The sequence below is a fragment of the Stenotrophomonas sp. K-6 genome, assembly GCF_056861555.1.
On sequence record NZ_JBSPUC010000002.1, the window covers coordinates 212,458 to 229,542 of the forward strand.

At 65.1% G+C, this 17,085-nt stretch carries 16 protein-coding genes; 8 read left to right on the forward strand and 8 right to left on the reverse strand.

Going from position 1 to position 17,085, the window contains the following annotated elements; all coding sequences use genetic code 11:
- The first annotated feature begins 31 nt into the window (after positions 1-31).
- Together AC13F7_RS06315 and AC13F7_RS06320 are read left to right on the forward strand one after the other, a co-directional pair.
- The gene (locus tag AC13F7_RS06315) at positions 32-2,404 is read left to right on the forward strand and encodes a 3-hydroxyacyl-CoA dehydrogenase/enoyl-CoA hydratase family protein (protein ID WP_482999608.1); all 2,373 of its coding nucleotides are present in this window, start codon (positions 32-34) and stop codon (positions 2,402-2,404) included.
- Between the two features lie 69 nt (positions 2,405-2,473).
- Positions 2,474-3,682 (forward strand): acetyl-CoA C-acyltransferase, encoded by a 1,209-nt coding sequence (locus AC13F7_RS06320; protein ID WP_121042146.1) that lies wholly within the window; start codon positions 2,474-2,476, stop codon positions 3,680-3,682.
- A gap of 172 nt (positions 3,683-3,854) precedes the next feature.
- Here AC13F7_RS06320 and galU read toward each other — a convergent pair whose 3' ends face one another.
- The 8 genes from galU to cmk all read right to left on the reverse strand — a co-directional run bounded on the left by galU (position 3,855) and on the right by cmk (position 12,162).
- Positions 3,855-4,736: a UTP--glucose-1-phosphate uridylyltransferase GalU gene (gene galU, locus AC13F7_RS06325; protein WP_346467423.1), complete on the reverse strand. Its 882-nt coding sequence runs from the start codon at positions 4,734-4,736 to the stop codon at positions 3,855-3,857.
- Positions 4,736-6,643, reverse strand: coding sequence for a polysaccharide biosynthesis protein (locus AC13F7_RS06330; protein ID WP_353084197.1), 1,908 nt, complete (start codon positions 6,641-6,643; stop codon positions 4,736-4,738). Before AC13F7_RS06330 ends, galU begins: the two co-directional genes overlap by 1 nt.
- A gap of 16 nt (positions 6,644-6,659) precedes the next feature.
- The gene (locus AC13F7_RS06335) at positions 6,660-7,634 is read right to left on the reverse strand and encodes an MraY family glycosyltransferase (protein ID WP_481467907.1); all 975 of its coding nucleotides are present in this window, start codon (positions 7,632-7,634) and stop codon (positions 6,660-6,662) included.
- Positions 7,635-7,637: 3 nt separating this feature from the next.
- Positions 7,638-8,816, reverse strand: a complete 1,179-nt coding sequence (lapB, locus tag AC13F7_RS06340; protein ID WP_346470447.1) for a lipopolysaccharide assembly protein LapB — start codon at positions 8,814-8,816, stop codon at positions 7,638-7,640.
- Positions 8,817-8,822: 6 nt separating this feature from the next.
- Positions 8,823-9,107, reverse strand: a complete 285-nt coding sequence (locus AC13F7_RS06345; protein ID WP_123729054.1) for a LapA family protein — start codon at positions 9,105-9,107, stop codon at positions 8,823-8,825.
- Positions 9,108-9,210: 103 nt separating this feature from the next.
- Complete coding sequence (locus AC13F7_RS06350; RefSeq protein ID WP_019183098.1) at positions 9,211-9,516, reverse strand: integration host factor subunit beta; 306 nt, start codon at positions 9,514-9,516, stop codon at positions 9,211-9,213.
- 87 nt (positions 9,517-9,603) lie between these two features.
- Positions 9,604-11,289, reverse strand: coding sequence for a 30S ribosomal protein S1 (gene rpsA / locus AC13F7_RS06355; protein WP_019183099.1), 1,686 nt, complete (start codon positions 11,287-11,289; stop codon positions 9,604-9,606).
- Between the two features lie 192 nt (positions 11,290-11,481).
- Complete coding sequence (cmk, locus tag AC13F7_RS06360; protein WP_046273768.1) at positions 11,482-12,162, reverse strand: (d)CMP kinase; 681 nt, start codon at positions 12,160-12,162, stop codon at positions 11,482-11,484.
- 194 nt (positions 12,163-12,356) lie between these two features.
- On the opposite strand from cmk, the gene ykgO reads away from it, so the two are divergent.
- The 6 genes from ykgO (at position 12,357) to AC13F7_RS06390 (ending at position 17,064) form a co-directional block, all read left to right on the forward strand.
- Positions 12,357-12,482 (forward strand): type B 50S ribosomal protein L36, encoded by a 126-nt coding sequence (gene ykgO, locus AC13F7_RS06365; protein WP_017355593.1) that lies wholly within the window; start codon positions 12,357-12,359, stop codon positions 12,480-12,482.
- Between the two features lie 181 nt (positions 12,483-12,663).
- Positions 12,664-12,990 (forward strand): hypothetical protein, encoded by a 327-nt coding sequence (locus AC13F7_RS06370; protein WP_123729053.1) that lies wholly within the window; start codon positions 12,664-12,666, stop codon positions 12,988-12,990.
- Positions 12,991-13,036: 46 nt separating this feature from the next.
- On the forward strand, positions 13,037-14,071 hold the full coding sequence (locus tag AC13F7_RS06375) for an agmatine deiminase family protein (protein WP_482999609.1): 1,035 nt from the start codon (positions 13,037-13,039) through the stop codon (positions 14,069-14,071).
- Between the two features lie 329 nt (positions 14,072-14,400).
- On the forward strand, positions 14,401-15,288 hold the full coding sequence (locus tag AC13F7_RS06380) for a carbon-nitrogen hydrolase (RefSeq protein ID WP_482999610.1): 888 nt from the start codon (positions 14,401-14,403) through the stop codon (positions 15,286-15,288).
- Between the two features lie 20 nt (positions 15,289-15,308).
- Positions 15,309-15,839 carry an N-acetyltransferase family protein gene (locus tag AC13F7_RS06385; RefSeq protein WP_481467913.1) on the forward strand — a complete coding sequence of 177 codons (531 nt, stop codon included), beginning with the start codon at positions 15,309-15,311 and terminating at the stop codon, positions 15,837-15,839.
- Complete coding sequence (locus tag AC13F7_RS06390; protein ID WP_481467915.1) at positions 15,832-17,064, forward strand: TraB/GumN family protein; 1,233 nt, start codon at positions 15,832-15,834, stop codon at positions 17,062-17,064. The genes AC13F7_RS06385 and AC13F7_RS06390 overlap by 8 nt, the downstream gene beginning before the upstream one ends.
- Positions 17,065-17,085: the final 21 nt, after the last annotated feature.

Genomic DNA, 17,085 nt, shown 5'->3' on the forward strand with positions numbered 1-17,085 from the left:
ACCGGCTTCCAGACAACAAAGGCTTATCGACATGTCCAATTCCCTGCTAGTCCGCCGCGCCGCCGTGCTGGGTGCCGGCGTCATGGGTGCCCAGATCGCCGCCCACCTGACCAACGCCGGCGTCGACACGGTGCTGTTCGACCTGCCCGCCAAGGAAGGTCCGGCCGATGGCATCGTGCTCAAGGCCATCGCCAACCTGGGCAAGCTCAGCCCGGCCCCGCTCGCCAGCAAGTCCTACGCCGAGGCGATCACGCCGGCCAACTATGAGACCGGCCTGGAGCAGTTGAAGGACTGCGACCTGATCATCGAAGCCATCGCCGAACGGATGGACTGGAAGCAGGACCTGTACAAGAAGATCGCCCCGTTCGTGGCCGATCACGCCGTGCTGGCCTCCAACACCTCGGGCCTGGGCATCAACAAGCTGGCCGACGTGCTGCCGGAGCAGCTGCGCCATCGTTTCTGCGGCGTGCACTTCTTCAACCCGCCGCGTTACATGCACCTGGCCGAGCTGATCCCGGCCACCAGCACCGATGCCTCGGTGCTGGAAGGCCTGGAAGCCTTCCTGGTCACCACCCTGGGCAAGGGCGTGGTGTATGCCAAGGACACCCCGAACTTCATCGGCAACCGCATCGGCGTGTTCTCGATCCTGTCCACCATCCACCACACGCAGGCCTTCGGCCTGGGCTTCGACGAAGTGGACGGCCTGACCGGCCCGCTGGTCGGCCGCCCGAAGTCGGCGACCTACCGCACCTCCGATGTGGTCGGCCTGGACACCATGGCGCACGTGATCAAGACGATGGGCGACACCCTGCCCAACGACCCGTGGCATGAGTTCTTCAAATCGCCCAAGTGGCTGGATGCGCTGATCGCCAAGGGCGCCCTCGGCCAGAAAACCGGTGCCGGCATCTTCCGCAAGGTCGGCAAGGACATCGTGGTCCTCGATCTTGAGAAGCAGGACTACCGCCCTGCCGACCGCACCGCCGCCCCGGAAGTGGTCGAGATTCTGAAGATCAAGAACCCGGCCGAGAAGTTCGCCAAGCTGCGCGAAAGCCAGCATCCGCAGGCGCAGTTCCTGTGGGCGACCTTCCGTGATCTGTTCCACTACAGCGCCTACCACCTCGCCGATATCGCCGAGACCGCGCGCGACGTCGACCTGGCCATCCGCTGGGGCTACGGCTGGTCGCTGGGCCCGTTCGAAACCTGGCAGGCCGCCGGCTGGAAGCAGGTTGCCCAGTGGATCGCCGATGACATCGTCGCCGGCAAGAGCATGAGCAGTGCCCCGCTGCCGGATTGGGTGTTCGATGGCCGCGATGGCGTGCACGCCGCCGAAGGCAGCTACAGCCCGACCCGCAACGCCAAGCTGCCGCGTTCGGCCCTGCCGGTGTACCAGCGCCAGCGCTTCCCGGATCCGCTGCTGGGCGAGACCTTCAGCCCGGGCGAGACCGTGTTCGAGAACGACGGCGTGCGCATGTGGCACGACGGCGACGGCATCGCGGTGGTCAGCTTCAAGACCAAGATGAACACCGTGTCCGACCACGTGCTCAACGGCCTGCAGGAAGCGATCAAGCGCGCCGAGCAGGACTACAAGGGCCTGGTGATCTGGCAGCAGAAGGAACCCTTCTCCGCCGGTGCCGATCTGGCCGGTGCGCTCGGCCTGCTGCAGGCGGGCAAGGTCGACCAGTTCGAAGAGATGGTGCACAACTTCCAGCGCACCAGCCAGGCGATCAAGTATTCGCTGGTGCCGGTGGTGACCGCCGTGCGCGGCCTGGCCCTGGGCGGCGGCTGTGAGTTCCAGATGCACAGCGCAAAGAGCGTGGCCGCACTGGAAAGCTACATCGGCCTGGTTGAAGCGGGCGTCGGCCTGCTGCCGGCCGGTGGTGGCCTGAAGGAACTGGCCGTGCGCGCCTCGCAGGCCGCAGGTCCCGGCGGTGACGTGTTCGCCGAGCTGAAGAAGACCTTCGAAACCGTCGCGATGGCCAAGGTCTCCAACTCGGCGGTCAACGCCAAGGAACTGGGCCTGATGCGCGCCACCGACAAGGTCGTGTTCAACAGCTTCGAGACGCTGCACATCGCCAAGGCCGAAGTGCTGGCGCTGGCTGAAGGTGGCTACCGTCCGCCGATGCCGGCCCGCCGCATCCAGGTCGCCGGTGACGTCGGTATCGCCACCTTCAAGATGATGCTGGTCAACATGCTGGAAGGCCGCTTCATCAGCCCGTACGACTACGAGATCGCCGTGCGCATTGCCACCGTGCTGTGCGGCGGCGAAGTGGATCGCGGCACGCTGGTGGATGAAGAGTGGCTGCTGACGCTGGAGCGCAAGCACTTCGTCGAACTGGCCCAGCAGGAAAAGACCCAGGCCCGCATCGCGCACATGCTCAAGACCGGCAAGCCGCTGCGGAACTGACGGAAGAGAACGGTAGTGCCGGCCGCTGGCCGGCAACGTCTTCCAGACCCCATTCAAGAGATCACTGCAATGACCAAGCAAATCCAGGACGCCTACATCGTCGCCGCCACCCGCACCCCGGTGGGCAAGGCGCCCAAGGGTGTGTTCCGCAATACCCGCCCCGACGACATGCTGGCCCACGTGCTCCGCTCCGTCGTGGCACAGGCGCCGGGCATCGACCTCAACCGCATCGACGACGCGATCATCGGCTGCGCGATGCCCGAGGCCGAGCAGGGCATGAACGTGGCGCGCATCGGCGTGCTGCTGGCCGGCCTGCCGGACACCATCGCCGCGCAGACCGTCAACCGCTTCTGTTCCTCCGGCCTGCAGGCCGTGGCGATGGCCGCCGATCAGATCCGCTTGGGCAATTCGGACCTGATGCTGGCCGGTGGCACCGAGTCGATGTCGATGGTGCCGATGATGGGCAACAAGATCGCCATGGCGCCGAGCGTGTTCGACAACGACCACGTCGCCATCGCCTACGGCATGGGCATCACCGCCGAGAAGGTCGCCGAGGAATGGAAGGTCTCGCGCGAGGAGCAGGACGCGTTCGCCCTCGCCTCGCACCAGAAGGCCATTGCCGCGATCCAGAACGGCGAGTTCAAGGACGAGATCAGCCCGTACGATGTGCGCACCCGCCAGCCGGACCTGGCCGACGGCCGCCGCATCATCACCCGCGACAAGATCGTGGATACCGACGAAGGCCCGCGCCTGGATTCGTCCGCTGAAGGCCTGGCCAAGCTGCGCCCGGTGTTCCGCAACGGACAGTTCGGCGGCACGGTCACCGCGGGCAACTCCTCGCAGATGAGCGATGGTGCCGGTGCGGTGCTGCTGGCCTCCGAGCAGGCGATCAAGGATTACGGCCTGACCCCGCTGGCCCGCTTCGTCAGCTTCTCGGTCGCCGGTGTGCGCCCGGAAGTGATGGGTATCGGCCCGATCGCTGCGATCCCGAAGGCACTCAAGCAGGCTGGCCTGACCCAGGACCAGCTGGACTGGATCGAGCTCAACGAGGCCTTTGCCGCGCAGTCGCTGGCCGTCATCCGCGATTGCGGCCTGGACCCGTCCAAGGTCAACCCGCTGGGTGGCGCCATCGCCTTGGGCCACCCGCTGGGTGCGACCGGCGCGATCCGCACCGCCACCCTGCTGCACGGCCTGCGCCGCCGCCAGCAGAAGTACGGCATGGTGACCATGTGCATCGGCACCGGCATGGGCGCGGCGGGTATCTTCGAATCGCTGTAAGGCATTGATCGGTGCCGGCCAACGGGTCGGCACCGATGGATGCGACAGGTGTGCACCGACCGCTGGTGGGTGCACAGTCGGAAACGAAAAGGGCAGCCCCTCGGCTGCCCTTTGCTGTTGTGCAGGAGGAGCCGGCCAGCGGCCGGCACTACACGCCGCGACGGCGTTGCCCTCAGCCTTCGGCCAGCATCTTCTGCAGCACTTCGCGTGCCGGGCCCGCCAGCTTCTCGTTGTCGAGCGCAAAGCGGATCGTAGCTTCGACCAGCCCCAGATGGGTACCGCAGTCGAAACGACGGCCTTCAAAGCGGAACGCGTCCACGCGCTCGCTCTTGAGCAGTTCGGCAATCGCATCGGTCAACTGGATCTCGCCACCTGCACCGGTGCCGGTCGCTTCAAGCAGCTCGAAGATCTTCGGGCTCAGCACATAGCGACCGACCACCGCCAGATCGCTCGGGGCGTCTTCCGGCTTGGGCTTCTCGACGATGGCGCTGATCTTGCCCTGGCGGCCGTCGAAGGCCTCCGTGGCCACGATACCGTAGCTGCCGGTCTTGTCATGCGGCACGTCTTCCACTGCGATGATGCTTGCACCGGTGGCTTCGTTGGCGTCGGCCATCTGCTTGAGTGCACCGTTGCCGCGGTTCCAGATCAGATCGTCGGGCAGCAGCACGGCGAACGGCTCATCGCCAACAATCGCCTTGGCACACAGCACCGCATGGCCCAGGCCCAGTGCTTCGGCCTGCGTCACGAACACCGCACGAACGCCGTTGGGCAGGACGTGGCGAACCAGCTCAAGCTGTTCCGTCTTGCCGGCGCGCTCGAGCTTCTGTTCCAGCTCGTAGGCCTTGTCGAAGTAATCGGCAACCGCATGCTTGTAGCGGTTGGTGATGAAGATCAGAGTGTCGCAACCCGCTTCGATTGCCTCATCCACCGCGTACTGGATCAGCGGCCGATCAATGATCGGCAGCATTTCCTTCGGAACGGTCTTGGTGGCCGGAAGGAATCGCGTGCCCAAGCCTGCGACAGGAAATACCGCCTTGCGAATACGCTTGCTCATCAGAACCTGTTGGCCTCACGCGCCGGAAAGGCGAGAACTTTAGCAGAGCTGACGTGATCGTCCTGTTGTAGCGGAGAGAACTCCGGCATGGTCGAGAACAGGATGCTGTTGATCGCATCGGTGTCGTAGGTGGCGATCGCCTCACGCAGTTTCGGCACATTGGCCAGCACCTGCTCGCGGGCGAAGGTACGCACGCCGGCTTCCAGAATCTTGGGATGCGCGGTCGGGCGATAGTCCTCGTCCGAATAGAACAGCGTCTCGTGCAGTTTCTCGCCCGGGCGCAGGCCGGTATAGACGATGGCGATGTCCTTGTAGGGCTGCTTGCCGGCCAGCCGGATCATCTGCTCGGCCAGCACGCGGATCGGCACCGGCTCGCCCATGTCCAGCGTATAGATCGCACCGTGCGAGGCCGAGGCGGCCGCCTGCAGGATCAGCTGGCAGGCCTCGGGGATCGTCATGAAGTAGCGGGTCACTTCCGGGTCGGTCACGGTGACCGGGCCACCCTTGAGGATCTGCTCGCGGAAGACCGGCACCACGCTGCCCGCCGAGGCCAGCACATTGCCGAAGCGCACGGTCACGAAACGGGTGTGGCTGGTCTTCTGGTCCAGGCTCTGGCAGATCATTTCCGCGTAGCGCTTGCTGGCGCCCAGCGCGTTGACCGGATCGACCGCCTTGTCGGTGGAGATGAAGACGAAATGCTCGATCTTCGCCTCGACACAGGCACGGGCGACGGTCTCGGTGGACAGAATGTTGTTGCGCACCGCCTCGCGCAGCTGGCGCTCCAGCACCGGCACCTGCTTGTAGGCCGCGGCGTGGAAGACGGAGTCCACGCGCGAGAGCGACAGTGCATGACGGATCACCGCCGGATCACCGCAGTCACCCAGCACGGCTTCCACTTCCAGATCCGGGAAGCTGCGCTGCAGTTCGGCCTCGATGGTCAGCAGCAACAGCTCGCTCATCTCGACCAGCACGATGCGCCCTGCCCCATGGCGGGCACACTGGCGGCACAGTTCCGAACCGATCGACCCGCCGGCGCCGGTGACCAGTACGGTACGCCCGCCCAGCCAGCCGCGGATCAGCGCCCAATCCGGCAGGATCGGCTTGCGACCCAGCAGATCTTCGATCGCCACTTCCTTGAGCACACCCGGCAGCGAATGGCCCAGCAGAATGTCGTTGAGCTTGGGCACCATGCGGAACGGCACGCCGGTGCTTTCGCAGATAGCCACCACCCGCTGCATGCCAACGGCATCCAGCGACGGAATGGCAATCACCAGAAGTTTGGCGGCGGTCTCGCGGACCACTGCGGGCGCATCTTCCAGCGTGCCGAGAATCGGCAGCCCCTGCAGCTTGGCGCCCTGCAGGTGCGGGGCGTCGTCAAGCAGGCCCACCGGCTCGAAGTCACCGGAACGGCGCAGATCGCGGACCAGGGCTTCGGCCGCCTGGCCGGCACCGAGGATCAGCACGCGGCGGGCGGTCACGTCCGATTGCAGTGCCTGGTAGTCCTTCCACGCGCGGTACAGCAGGCGCGGCGCGCCCAGCAGGGCCGACAGCGCGAACGGGTAGATGACCAGCACCGACATCGGCACGCCTTCGAAGCGCTTGTACGCCAAGGCCACCACGATGGCGAGCAGGCCGATGAAGCTGGCTTTGAAGATGTTGAGCAGATCGGCGACGCTGGCAAAGCGCCACAGGCCGCGATACAGCCCCACCCGCCAGAACACCACAGCCTGAATGACCAGGACCAGCGAGGTATCGATGTTCCAGAGCGGCAACGCCGGCGCATCGGCCAACATCGAGTAGCGTCCAGCGTGCAGCAGCTGCCAGCACGCCCAGACCATGAACAGGTCGTGGGCGACGATGGCCGCTCGGGGCATCAAGCCCGTGATTCGGTCCTGCCAAGGCGTCATAAACCGCGTAATCCTTCTAGTTGCGCATTCCCTTGCGCAGGAGCAGCCAAAGGCCGGTCGCGAAGATCAACCACGCGACGGCCACGGCAGCCTCCCACCTCGGCTGCAAATTCGTGCATGCATTAAACACTGCCGCACTGAATATTCCAAAAACAAGATACACCCAGGTGACGAAAGTGTGGCTTGCGCCACTTTTCACCGCGCGCTGATAGAGATGCTGCGTGTGGGGTTCCATCCAGCGCTGTCCCGACAGGATGCGCGAAAGCAATGTGAAGCCTGCGTCCACAAGAAAGGCTGACAGCGGCACGAGCAGCAGCAACCAGTGGATATCCGTGCGCACACTGGCCAGACACACGAGGGCGGCGATCGCATAGCCGAGCGCCCCGCTCCCCACATCCCCCATGAAGATGCGCGCGCGCGGGTAGTTGAACGGCAGGAAGCCCAGACAGGCCAGCCCCAGCACCACGCCCGCCAGCCCATAGGGCGGCGGCAGCACCAGCGCGAAGGCGATGCCGGCCAGAATCGCCTGGGTGGTGGCAATCCCGTTGATCCCATCCATGAAGTTCCAGATGTTGATCAACGAGGTGGTAAACAACAGCGCAAGCAGGGCCTGCCAGGGATTGCCCGTGGCATGCAGCACCAGGCCGGCAAGCAACGCCGCCGCCACAAGGTGCACCAGCAGACGGCGGATCGCAGGTAACGGGCGGTGGTCGTCCCACCAGCCGATGCCGGCCACGAGCACCAGCCCCAGCGCGAACACCGCCAGCGCGCCCCAGGCCTTGGGCCAGATCACCGCCGCGACGACCGTCGCCAGCAGCAGGGTCAATACGATTGCAATGCCACCGCCGCGCGGCGTCGCGACACCATGGCTGCGGCGCTCGCCGGGCTCATCCAACAGATTGCGCCGCAGTGCATAGGCGCGGGCGCCCCAGGTCAGCCCCGCCGACACCGCCAGCACTGCCAGCAGCCCGGACATCCAAGCGACCATCATGCGTCAGAGCACCGCGTAGTTGAGCAAGGGCTTGACGGTGCCCCATTCCTTGCAGCTCGGGCACTGCCAGTGATGCGTGCGCGCGCCGAAGCCACAGCGCGTGCAGCGGTAGGCCGGGTTGCGGACCAGCAGCTGATCGGTGATGTGCTTGAGGTCGTGCAGGGTCGCGGTCGAATCTGCGCCTTCGGCCAGGGTCAGGTCGATCAGCGCCGACTCACCACGGACCGACGGACGATCCTTGAGCTGACGGCCGAGATAGGCGCGTGCCGGGGCGACGCCCTCCTGCTCTTCCATCAGCTGGGTCAGGGCCAGCACCGGGGCGATGCCGCGATAGTGCTCGGTCATCTCCGACAGGAACGCGCGCGCGCCACCCAGGTCACCGACCTTGCGGTAGTTCTGCATCAGCGACTGCAGCACTTCGGGCAGATACTCGGGATCGTTGCGCGCAGCGCGCTCATAGGCACGCACGGCCGCTTCGGCATTGCCGGCATCGTTCTCCAGGCGCCCCTCGATGATGCCGGCACGCACCGACATCGCATCGGCCTGGTAGGCACGCGCGATCGCCGCGCGCGCTTCCTCGATCTTGCCGGCACCGCGGTAGCGCTCGGCCAGTTCGCACTCGAACTGCCCGATCAGCTTGCCCATCGGCTCGCCGGTGACTTCTTCGAAGCGGCTGGCGTTGTCGATCGCCTTTTCCCAATCGCGCTCGGCCTGGTAGATGCCGATCAGGTGCTTGAGCGCCTGCGGGGCACGCTGGTCGATCTGGGCCAGCTCGGTGAACACGGTTTCGGCGCGATCGAGCAGACCAGACTTCATGTAGTCCTCGCCCAGCGCCAGCAGTGCCTGGACGCGCTGCTGATCGGTCAGATCGGCGCGGTTGACCAGGCCCTGGTGCAGGCGGATCGCACGATCCACCTCACCGCGGCGGCGGAACAGGTGGCCCAGCGCGACCTGGGTCTCGAAGGTTTCCTTGTCCAGCTCGGCGATGTGCAGGAACAGCTCGATCGCCTTGTCCGGCTGCTCGTTGAGCAGATAGTTCAGGCCACGGAAATACGTGCTGGACAGATGACTGACCTGGTTGTCGCCATGGCGTTGACCGCCGCGACGCCCGATCACCCAGCCGGACAGCGCGGCCAGGGGCAGGAACAGGAAGAACCAGAACCACTCGGAGACAAATTCCATCGGCGCTCAGCGTCCGTCGAATGTAGAAGAAGAAGGGGGAGCCACGACCACGGCAGGCGCGGCCTTCTGCGCACGGCGCAGTTTGGCGTACAGCGGGATCACCATGCTGGCCAGCACGAGGCCGCCGCCGATGAGCGCACCGGACAACAAGGCGATGATGATCGCCACGCCGGTGGTGGAATTGATCTGGGTAAAGCCCAGGCTGATGATGATCGGCTGCGAATTGAGCGCACCGATGATCAGACCCACGACCAGAACCGCCAGCAGGATCAGCAGACGTACGATATTCATGCAGCAGCTCCAGTTCCGTAGGGCTCAAGAGTAGCGGACTAACACTCCGCTCTACCAGCCGACTCCGTGGAAATCACGCATCCGCCCCTTGGCGGATGGACACTCAGGCAGGATCGCTTTCCAGCGGCACCACGGCGCTGACGCGCTCACGCAGTTCCTTGCCCGGCTTGAAGTGCGGGACATGCTTGCCCGGCAACGCGACCGATTCCCCGGTCTTGGGGTTGCGCCCCAGCCGTGCAGGCCGGTAGTGCAACGAAAAACTGCCGAACCCACGGATCTCGATGCGATCCCCGCCGGCCAGCGCCCCACCCATCATTTCCAACAACGACTTCACGGCCAGATCGACATCGTCCGACTTCAAATGCGCCTGTCGGCGCGCCAGGATTTCGATCAGCTCGGATTTGGTCATTACGGGCTCTTGGGGAGGAACTCAGACCCTGAAACGGCCCGGACTGATGTCCGGGCCGTCCAGGAAACTACGACAGCGACAGACCGATTACTCGGACTTGTTGCCGTTCAGCTGTGCACGCAGCAGCGCGCCGAGCTGGGTGGTGCCGCTGGAAGCCGAGGAGGACTGGTATTCCTCCAGCACTTCGCGCATTTCCGCATCGTCCTTGGCCTTGATCGACAGCTGCAGGGTACGACCCTTGCGATCCATGCCCACGAACTTGGCTTCGACCTTGTCGCCGACCTTCAGGAACTGGGTCGCGTCGTCAACGCGCTCGTTCGCAACGTCGCGAGCGGCCACGTAGCCTTCGATGCCGTCAGCCAGTTCGATGGTAGCGCCCTTGGCGTCCACTTCCTTGACCACGCCTTCGACCTTCGAACCCTTCGGGTTGGCAGCCATGTACTGACCGAACGGATCCTGCTCCAGCTGCTTGACGCCCAGGCTGATGCGCTCGCGCTCCGGATCGACAGCCAGGACGACGGCGTCCAGGTTGTCGCCCTTCTTGAAGTTGCGGACCACGTCTTCGCCGGTGGTGTTCCAGCTGATGTCGGACAGGTGCACCAGGCCATCGATACCGCCGTCCAGGCCGATGAAGATGCCGAAGTCGGTGATCGACTTGATCTGGCCCGAGACCTTGTCACCCTTCTTGTGGATGGCAGCGAAGGTTTCCCACGGATTGGCGGCAACCTGCTTCATGCCCAGCGAGATGCGGCGACGCTCCTCGTCCACGTCCAGGACCATGACTTCAACTTCGTCACCGACCTGCACAACCTTGGACGGGTTGACGTTCTTGTTGGTCCAATCCATTTCCGACACGTGCACCAGGCCTTCGACGCCCGGCTCGATCTCGACGAATGCGCCGTAATCGGTGACGTTGGAGACCTTGCCGAAGACGCGGCTGTTGGCCGGGTAACGACGGGCGATGTTGTCCCACGGATCTTCGCCCAGCTGCTTCAGACCCAGCGAAACGCGGTTGCGCTCGCGGTCGAACTTCAGCACGCGCACGTCCAGCTCGTCGCCGACGTTCACGACTTCGGACGGATGGCGCACGCGCTTCCAGGCCATGTCGGTGATGTGCAGCAGGCCGTCGATACCGCCCAGGTCCACGAATGCGCCGTAATCGGTCAGGTTCTTGACGACACCCTTCAGGATCGCGCCTTCCTGCAGCTTGTCCATCAGCTGCTCGCGCTCTTCCGAATGCTCGCTTTCGACGACTGCACGACGGGACACAACGACGTTGTTACGCTTGCGGTCCAGCTTGATGAGCTTGAATTCCAGCTCCTTGCCTTCCAGGTAGGCCGGGTCGCGCACGGGGCGCACATCCACCAGCGAACCGGGCAGGAACGCGCGGACATCCTTGATGTCCACGGTGAAACCACCCTTGACCTTGCCGCTGATGCGGCCGGTGATGGTTTCGTTCTTTTCCAACGCTTCTTCCAGCTCGTCCCACACCATCGCGCGCTTGGCTTTCTCACGCGACAGGACGGTTTCACCGAAGCCGTTCTCGATGGAATCGAGGGCAACCTTGACGACGTCGCCTTCAGCGACATCGATCTCGCCAGCGTCGTTACGGAACTGTTCGATCGGCACGATGCCTTCGGACTTCAGGCCGGCGTTGATCACCACGACATCGCCGCGGACTTCAACAACGACACCGCTGACGATCGAGCCCGGCTTCAGCTTGGCCAGATTGGCCTGACTGGCTTCGAACAGCTCTGCAAATGATTCGGTCATTAGATTTACTCTGTTGGACACATGGGCATTGGCCCCCGAGGGAACCGCTTACTGCCCGCCTGTTGGTCGACCCCGGAAACGCAGGTCGTGTGTTAAGTAGGAAAACCGCCACGCATCATTGCGGGACGGAGCTTTTGTTGCCTTGCGATGGTGCGACACCGCCGATGGATTGACGGCCTCCTTTACAACGGATCAGGCACCCGAAACCGGAAGCAGATCCAATACCTTGGCAACGACGGCGTCGATGCCAATACCACTGGTGTCGATGACGACGGCATCGTCTGCCGGCTTCAGGGGCGCCACTGTGCGCTGTGCATCACGGGCGTCGCGGGCCATGATCTCGCGCAGGAGGTCGTCAAAGTTAACCGAAACACCCTTGTCTTTCAACTGCTTATGCCGGCGCTCGGCCCGCTCTTCGGCGCTGGCGGTCAAAAACACCTTGAATGGCGCGTCCGGGAAGATGACCGTGCCCATGTCCCGGCCGTCGGCGACCAGGCCCGGCTCCATCCTGAATGCGCGCTGGCGCTCTTTCAGCGCCGCCCGGACCTCCGGGATGGCCGCGATCGCCGACGCCAGGGCGCCGGTGGTCTCCAGGCGCAGTTCGTCGGTCGCGTCGGTCTCGTTGACCAGCACCCGCAGCCCGCCATCGGCCGATTCCACGAACCGCACATGGGTGTCGAAGGTGCAGCGGACCAGCGCCGAGGCGTCGGAGGTATCGATATCAGCCCAGCTGGCCGCCACGCCCACCGCCCGGTACAGGGCGCCCGAATCCAGGTAATGCCAGCCCAACCGGCGTGCGACAATGCGGCTGACAGTGCCTTTTCCGGCCCCGGAAGGGCCATCGATGGTGAGCACGGAAGGAAGCTGATTCATGGGTTTCCCTGTAAAATTGACGGCCCATTCTAGCCCCTGCCCGGGGTGCCCCGAGACCTTTTTGGTGCAACCACTTGAAAGGATGGAAAAAAGCCCGGTAGAATGGCGGGCTTGAACGGGCGTCACCTGCCGATTGTCATCTGCATATCGCGGCCGCGCTCCAACCGAATCCAACGTTTACGCCGAGGTATGCAATGAAAGTCCTTTCTTCCCTGAAGTCGGCCAAGTCCCGTCACCGTGACTGCAAGGTCGTCCGTCGCCGTGGCAAGATCTTCGTGATCTGCAAGTCGAACCCGCGTTTCAAGGCTCGCCAGCGCTGAGCCGGCCGGCCTCACGGCCGCCACCGGCCCCTCACCGGGCCGGGTGATGAACAAGAAGCCGCCTACGGGCGGCTTTTTGCTGCCATTTTTGTTGTAATCGCCGGGTAGCCCACGGCCGTCGGTCATCAGACCTGTGACCCTGGGGCCTTCCGCATTCTTGACCACTGGGGAGTAGATCGAGATGAAGCGTTACCTGACCACCTTGCCGTTGCTGGCCGTACTGGCCGTTTCCAGTGCCCACGCCGACACGCTGCTGATTGACCGCAGCCGTGAAAAGCCCGCTGTCGCCCTGCCCGTCCGCGGCCAGAGCATGCAGCAGGTCCAGGCCCAGTTCGGCGACCCGGGCGAACGTCTGGAACCGCGCGGCGGGCAGAAGCGCCAATGGCCGACGATCAACCGCTGGGTCTACCCGCAGTTCACCGTCTACTTCGAAAAGCAGAAGGTGATCGACGTGGTGGCCAACCGCGCCGACGCCAACGAGATCGGGCCGAAACCGCCGATCCGCTGACCCCTTTCCCTTTGCCCGCCCACCGGCGGGCCATCGCATCGAGATCATGAACGACACGCTCCGCTTTCCGGCCGAATGGGAATCCCAGTCCGCCATCCTGATCGCCTGGCCCCACGCCGACACCGACTGGGCAGATCGCCTGGGTGACGTCGAGGACACCTACATCGCGCTCGTCGCGGCCATCACCCGCTTCCAGCCGGTGGTGATCATCGTCGCCGACGACGACCTGGAGGCGTACGCCGACGCGCGTCTGCGCTCGAACCGGATCGACACGGACCGCGTGCGGTTCGTGACCGCCCAGTACGACGACACCTGGCTGCGCGACTCCGGCCCGATCACGCTCAAGCGTGCCGATGGCGGCTTCCGCCTGCTGGACTTCCGCTTCACCGGCTGGGGCGGCAAGTTCGACGCCAGCCTGGATGATCAGCTGGTGGGCGTGCTGCACGCGGCCGGCACCTTCGCCAACGCGGAGCTGCAGAGCATTCCGTTCGCGCTGGAAGGCGGCGGCATCGAAACCGATGGCGCCGGCACCCTGCTGACCACCTGGCAGTGCCTGCACGAGCGTCATCCGGACCGCAGCCGCGAATCGCTCACCGCCGACCTGGCCACCTGGCTGGCGCAGGACCGTGTGCTGTGGCTGGACCACGGGTATCTGGAAGGCGACGACACCGACGCCCACATCGATACGCTGGCCCGCTTCGCCTCGACCGACAGCATCGTCTACCAGGCCTGCGATGACGCCAGCGATTCGCACTACACCGAGTTGCAGGCGATGGGTGCCGAGCTGGCCGCGCTGCGGACCAGCGATGGCCAGCCGTATCGTCTGTTCCCGCTGCCGTGGGCGCAGCCGGTGATCGACGAAGGTCGTCGCCTGGCGGCGTCGTATGCGAATTATCTGATCCTCAATGGCGCGGTGCTGATGCCGGCCTACGGCGATGCCGCCGACGAGGCTGCGCGTGCGGTGTTGGCCCAGGCGTATCCGGACCGCGAGATCGTGGCGGTGCCGTGCCGTTCGCTGATCTGGCAGAACGGCAGCCTGCACTGCATCACGATGCAGCTGCCGGCGGGGTTGCTGGCCTGATCGACCAGTGAGCACCTCGGCCTGGCGGGCCGGAGCGGGTTTGCGGGGGACGCCGTAAACCCATCCCTGGGGGCTTAAGTCGCGGCATCCATGCCGCTCATACCCCCGCAAACCCGCTCCGACCCGCCTTCGACAGTGGGTCGGCAGCCTACGGAAGAGCGACAGCCCGCAACCGATAGTTGTGGCCCGTCCACCGATGTTCCGGCCATCCTGCAGAGCCGGCCAGCGGCCGGCACCACCGATGCAGGTGTTGCCCATTTAGCAGCCAGCACGCTGCGTGCACCCATCCGCGATAAACTGCGTTTTTCCCCTTGCAGGACCGTCTCCGGATGAGCTCACGCCACACCCTTTCCGTCGCCCTGATCCAGGAGCGCAACCACGGCGATGCCGAGGCCAATCTGGCCGTCATCGAAGCGCGCGTGGCTGAAGCGGCCGCTCAGGGTGCCAAGCTGATCCTGCTGCAGGAACTGCATAACGGCGCGTACTTCTGCCAGCACGAGTCGGTCGATGAGTTCGATCTGGCCGAGCCGATCCCGGGCCCGAGCACCGAGCGGCTGGGGGCCTTGGCCAAGAAGCACGGCGTGGTGCTCGTCGGCTCGCTGTTCGAGCGCCGCGCGGCGGGGCTGTACCACAACACCGCAGTGGTCTTCGAGAAAGACGGCACCCTGCTCGGCAAGTACCGCAAGATGCACATCCCGGATGATCCGGGCTTCTACGAGAAGTTCTACTTCACCCCGGGCGATCTGGGCTTCACCCCGATCGATACCTCGGTGGGTCGCCTCGGCGTGCTCGTGTGCTGGGACCAGTGGTACCCGGAAGCGGCGCGCCTGATGGCGCTGGCCGGTGCGGAGCTGCTGCTCTACCCCACCGCGATCGGCTGGGACCCGGATGACCAGCGCGACGAACAGGGCCGCCAGCGGGATGCGTGGGTGCTCAGTCACCGCGGCCATGCGGTGGCCAACGGCGTTCCGGTGCTGAGCTGCAACCGCGTCGGCCATGAAGCCTCGCCGCTGGGCGCGTCGGGCATCCAGTTCTGGGGCAACAGCCACGTGCTGGGCCCGCAGGGCGAGTTCATCGCCGAAGCCGGTGGCGAGCCGACGGTGCTGGTCTGCGATGTGGACCTGCAGCGCAGCGAACACGTGCGCCGCATCTGGCCGTTCCTGCGTGATCGCCGCATCGATGCATACGGCGATCTGCTCAAGCGCTACATCGACTGACCGACCAGGACACCCCCACCGTGACCGTGCAGCTGCGCGATGCCACCGATGCCGATATCGCGGCCATCACCGCGATCTATGCGGTGGAAGTGACCGACTTCGTCAACACCTACGAGTACGACATCCCGGAGGCGGCGGAGATGCTTCGCCGCATGCAGGACATCGTCGGCCGCGGCTTTCCGTACCTCGTGGCCGAGGTCGATGGCCAGGTGGCCGGCTATGCCTACGCCAATACCTATCGCGGCCGGATCGCCTACCAGTGGACCGTGGAGAACTCGGTCTATGTGGATGCGGCGTTCCAGGGCCGCGGCGTCGGCACCGCGCTGATGCAGGGCCTGATCGATGCCTGCGTCGCGCGCGGTTACCGGCAGATGGTGGCCGTGATCGGCGAGCCCACCAACACCGCCTCCATCAAACTGCACGAGCGTTTCGGTTTCCATACCGTCGGCGTTTTCCGCGGCCTCGGCCGCAAGCATGGCCGCTGGCTGGATACCGTCCAGATGCAGCGCGCGCTCGGCGATGGTGCCGACAGCGCCCCTTCGAATGAATGATGCAATGACCGATACCCTGATTGACGCCGGCGACACTCTGTTCGCCGGTCAGCCCGTCCGCATCGTCGAACGCGATGGCGTGCGCTACACCCTGCTGGGCACCGCGCACGTCTCGCAAGCCAGCGTGGAAGCGGTGGAACGTGCGATCGAAAGTGGCCGCTTCGATGCGATCGCGGTCGAGCTGGACGCGCAGCGCCTGCAGGCACTGACCGATCCGGATGCGCTGGCCAAGCTCGACCTGGTCGAGGTGATCCGCAAGGGCCGCGTCGCCCTGTTCGCTGCCAACCTGGCGTTGGCCGCCTACCAGCGCCGCCTGGCCGAACAGCTCGAAATCGAGCCGGGTGCCGAACTCAAGCGCGCGGTCACCCTGGCCAACGAACGCAACCTGCCCGTGCATCTGATCGACCGCGAGGTCGGCCTGACCTTCCGGCGTGCCTCGCAGCGCCTGGGCTTCTTCGGCAAGATCAAGCTGGTGATGGGCCTGGGCGCCGGCCTGTTCGCTTCGGAAGAAGTCGGCGAAGACGAGATCGAAAAGCTCAAGCAGGGCGACATGCTCGAAGCCAGCTTCGGCGAGTTCGCCAGCGAGAGCCCTGCCCTGTACGAAACCATCATCGGCGAGCGCGACCGATACATGGCTACGCGCCTGCGTGAAGTGCACGACCCGGCCCAGCGCGAAGTGCTGGCCGTGGTCGGTGCCGGTCATCTGGCCGGTCTGGCCAGGTACCTGGAAACCGACACCGACGCGCCGGGCCCGCTGCGCGAGTCGCTGGAAGACGTGCCGAAGAAGCGCAACATCCCGTGGATCACGCTGGCGATCCTGGCCATCGTGCTGACCGGTATCGGCGTGGGCTTCTATCGCGGTGGCCTGGGTGTCGGCAGTGAGCTGCTGGCGGTCTGGGCGATGTACACCGGCGGTCTGGCCGGCCTGGGCTGCCTGTTGGCGGGCAGCCACCCGCTGAGCATCCTGACCGCGATCGTGGTCGCGCCGTTCAAGCCGTTCCGGCTGAGCATCCCGACCGGTGCATTCTCGGCCCTGGTGGAAGCGCGCCTGCGCAAACCGGCCTACGAAGACTTCCTGAAGCTGCGCGACGACGCGCAGAGCGTCAAGGGCTGGTACCGCAACCGGGTGACCCGCGTGGTGCTGACCTTCATGCTGACCAACCTGGGCAGCATGCTCGGGTTGTGGCTGACCGGGTTCCAGGTGTGGGGTAAGGTCGCGGGGTGATTCCCGCGCCGGCTGTGAATC

Excerpts from the sequence above, each read along its gene's own strand:
- AC13F7_RS06315 (WP_482999608.1), top strand. The coding sequence starts at position 32 with ATGTCCAATTCCCTGCTAGTCCGCCGCGCCGCCGTGCTGGGTGCCGGC.
- AC13F7_RS06320 (WP_121042146.1), top strand. The coding sequence starts at position 2,474 with ATGACCAAGCAAATCCAGGACGCCTACATCGTCGCCGCCACCCGCACC.
- galU (WP_346467423.1), bottom strand. The coding sequence starts at position 4,736 with ATGAGCAAGCGTATTCGCAAGGCGGTATTTCCTGTCGCAGGCTTGGGC.
- AC13F7_RS06330 (WP_353084197.1), bottom strand. The coding sequence starts at position 6,643 with ATGACGCCTTGGCAGGACCGAATCACGGGCTTGATGCCCCGAGCGGCC.
- AC13F7_RS06335 (WP_481467907.1), bottom strand. The coding sequence starts at position 7,634 with ATGATGGTCGCTTGGATGTCCGGGCTGCTGGCAGTGCTGGCGGTGTCG.
- lapB (WP_346470447.1), bottom strand. The coding sequence starts at position 8,816 with ATGGAATTTGTCTCCGAGTGGTTCTGGTTCTTCCTGTTCCTGCCCCTG.
- AC13F7_RS06345 (WP_123729054.1), bottom strand. The coding sequence starts at position 9,107 with ATGAATATCGTACGTCTGCTGATCCTGCTGGCGGTTCTGGTCGTGGGT.
- AC13F7_RS06350 (WP_019183098.1), bottom strand. The coding sequence starts at position 9,516 with ATGACCAAATCCGAGCTGATCGAAATCCTGGCGCGCCGACAGGCGCAT.
- rpsA (WP_019183099.1), bottom strand. The coding sequence starts at position 11,289 with ATGACCGAATCATTTGCAGAGCTGTTCGAAGCCAGTCAGGCCAATCTG.
- cmk (WP_046273768.1), bottom strand. The coding sequence starts at position 12,162 with ATGAATCAGCTTCCTTCCGTGCTCACCATCGATGGCCCTTCCGGGGCC.
- ykgO (WP_017355593.1), top strand. The coding sequence starts at position 12,357 with ATGAAAGTCCTTTCTTCCCTGAAGTCGGCCAAGTCCCGTCACCGTGAC.
- AC13F7_RS06370 (WP_123729053.1), top strand. The coding sequence starts at position 12,664 with ATGAAGCGTTACCTGACCACCTTGCCGTTGCTGGCCGTACTGGCCGTT.
- AC13F7_RS06375 (WP_482999609.1), top strand. The coding sequence starts at position 13,037 with ATGAACGACACGCTCCGCTTTCCGGCCGAATGGGAATCCCAGTCCGCC.
- AC13F7_RS06380 (WP_482999610.1), top strand. The coding sequence starts at position 14,401 with ATGAGCTCACGCCACACCCTTTCCGTCGCCCTGATCCAGGAGCGCAAC.
- AC13F7_RS06390 (WP_481467915.1), top strand. The coding sequence starts at position 15,832 with ATGAATGATGCAATGACCGATACCCTGATTGACGCCGGCGACACTCTG.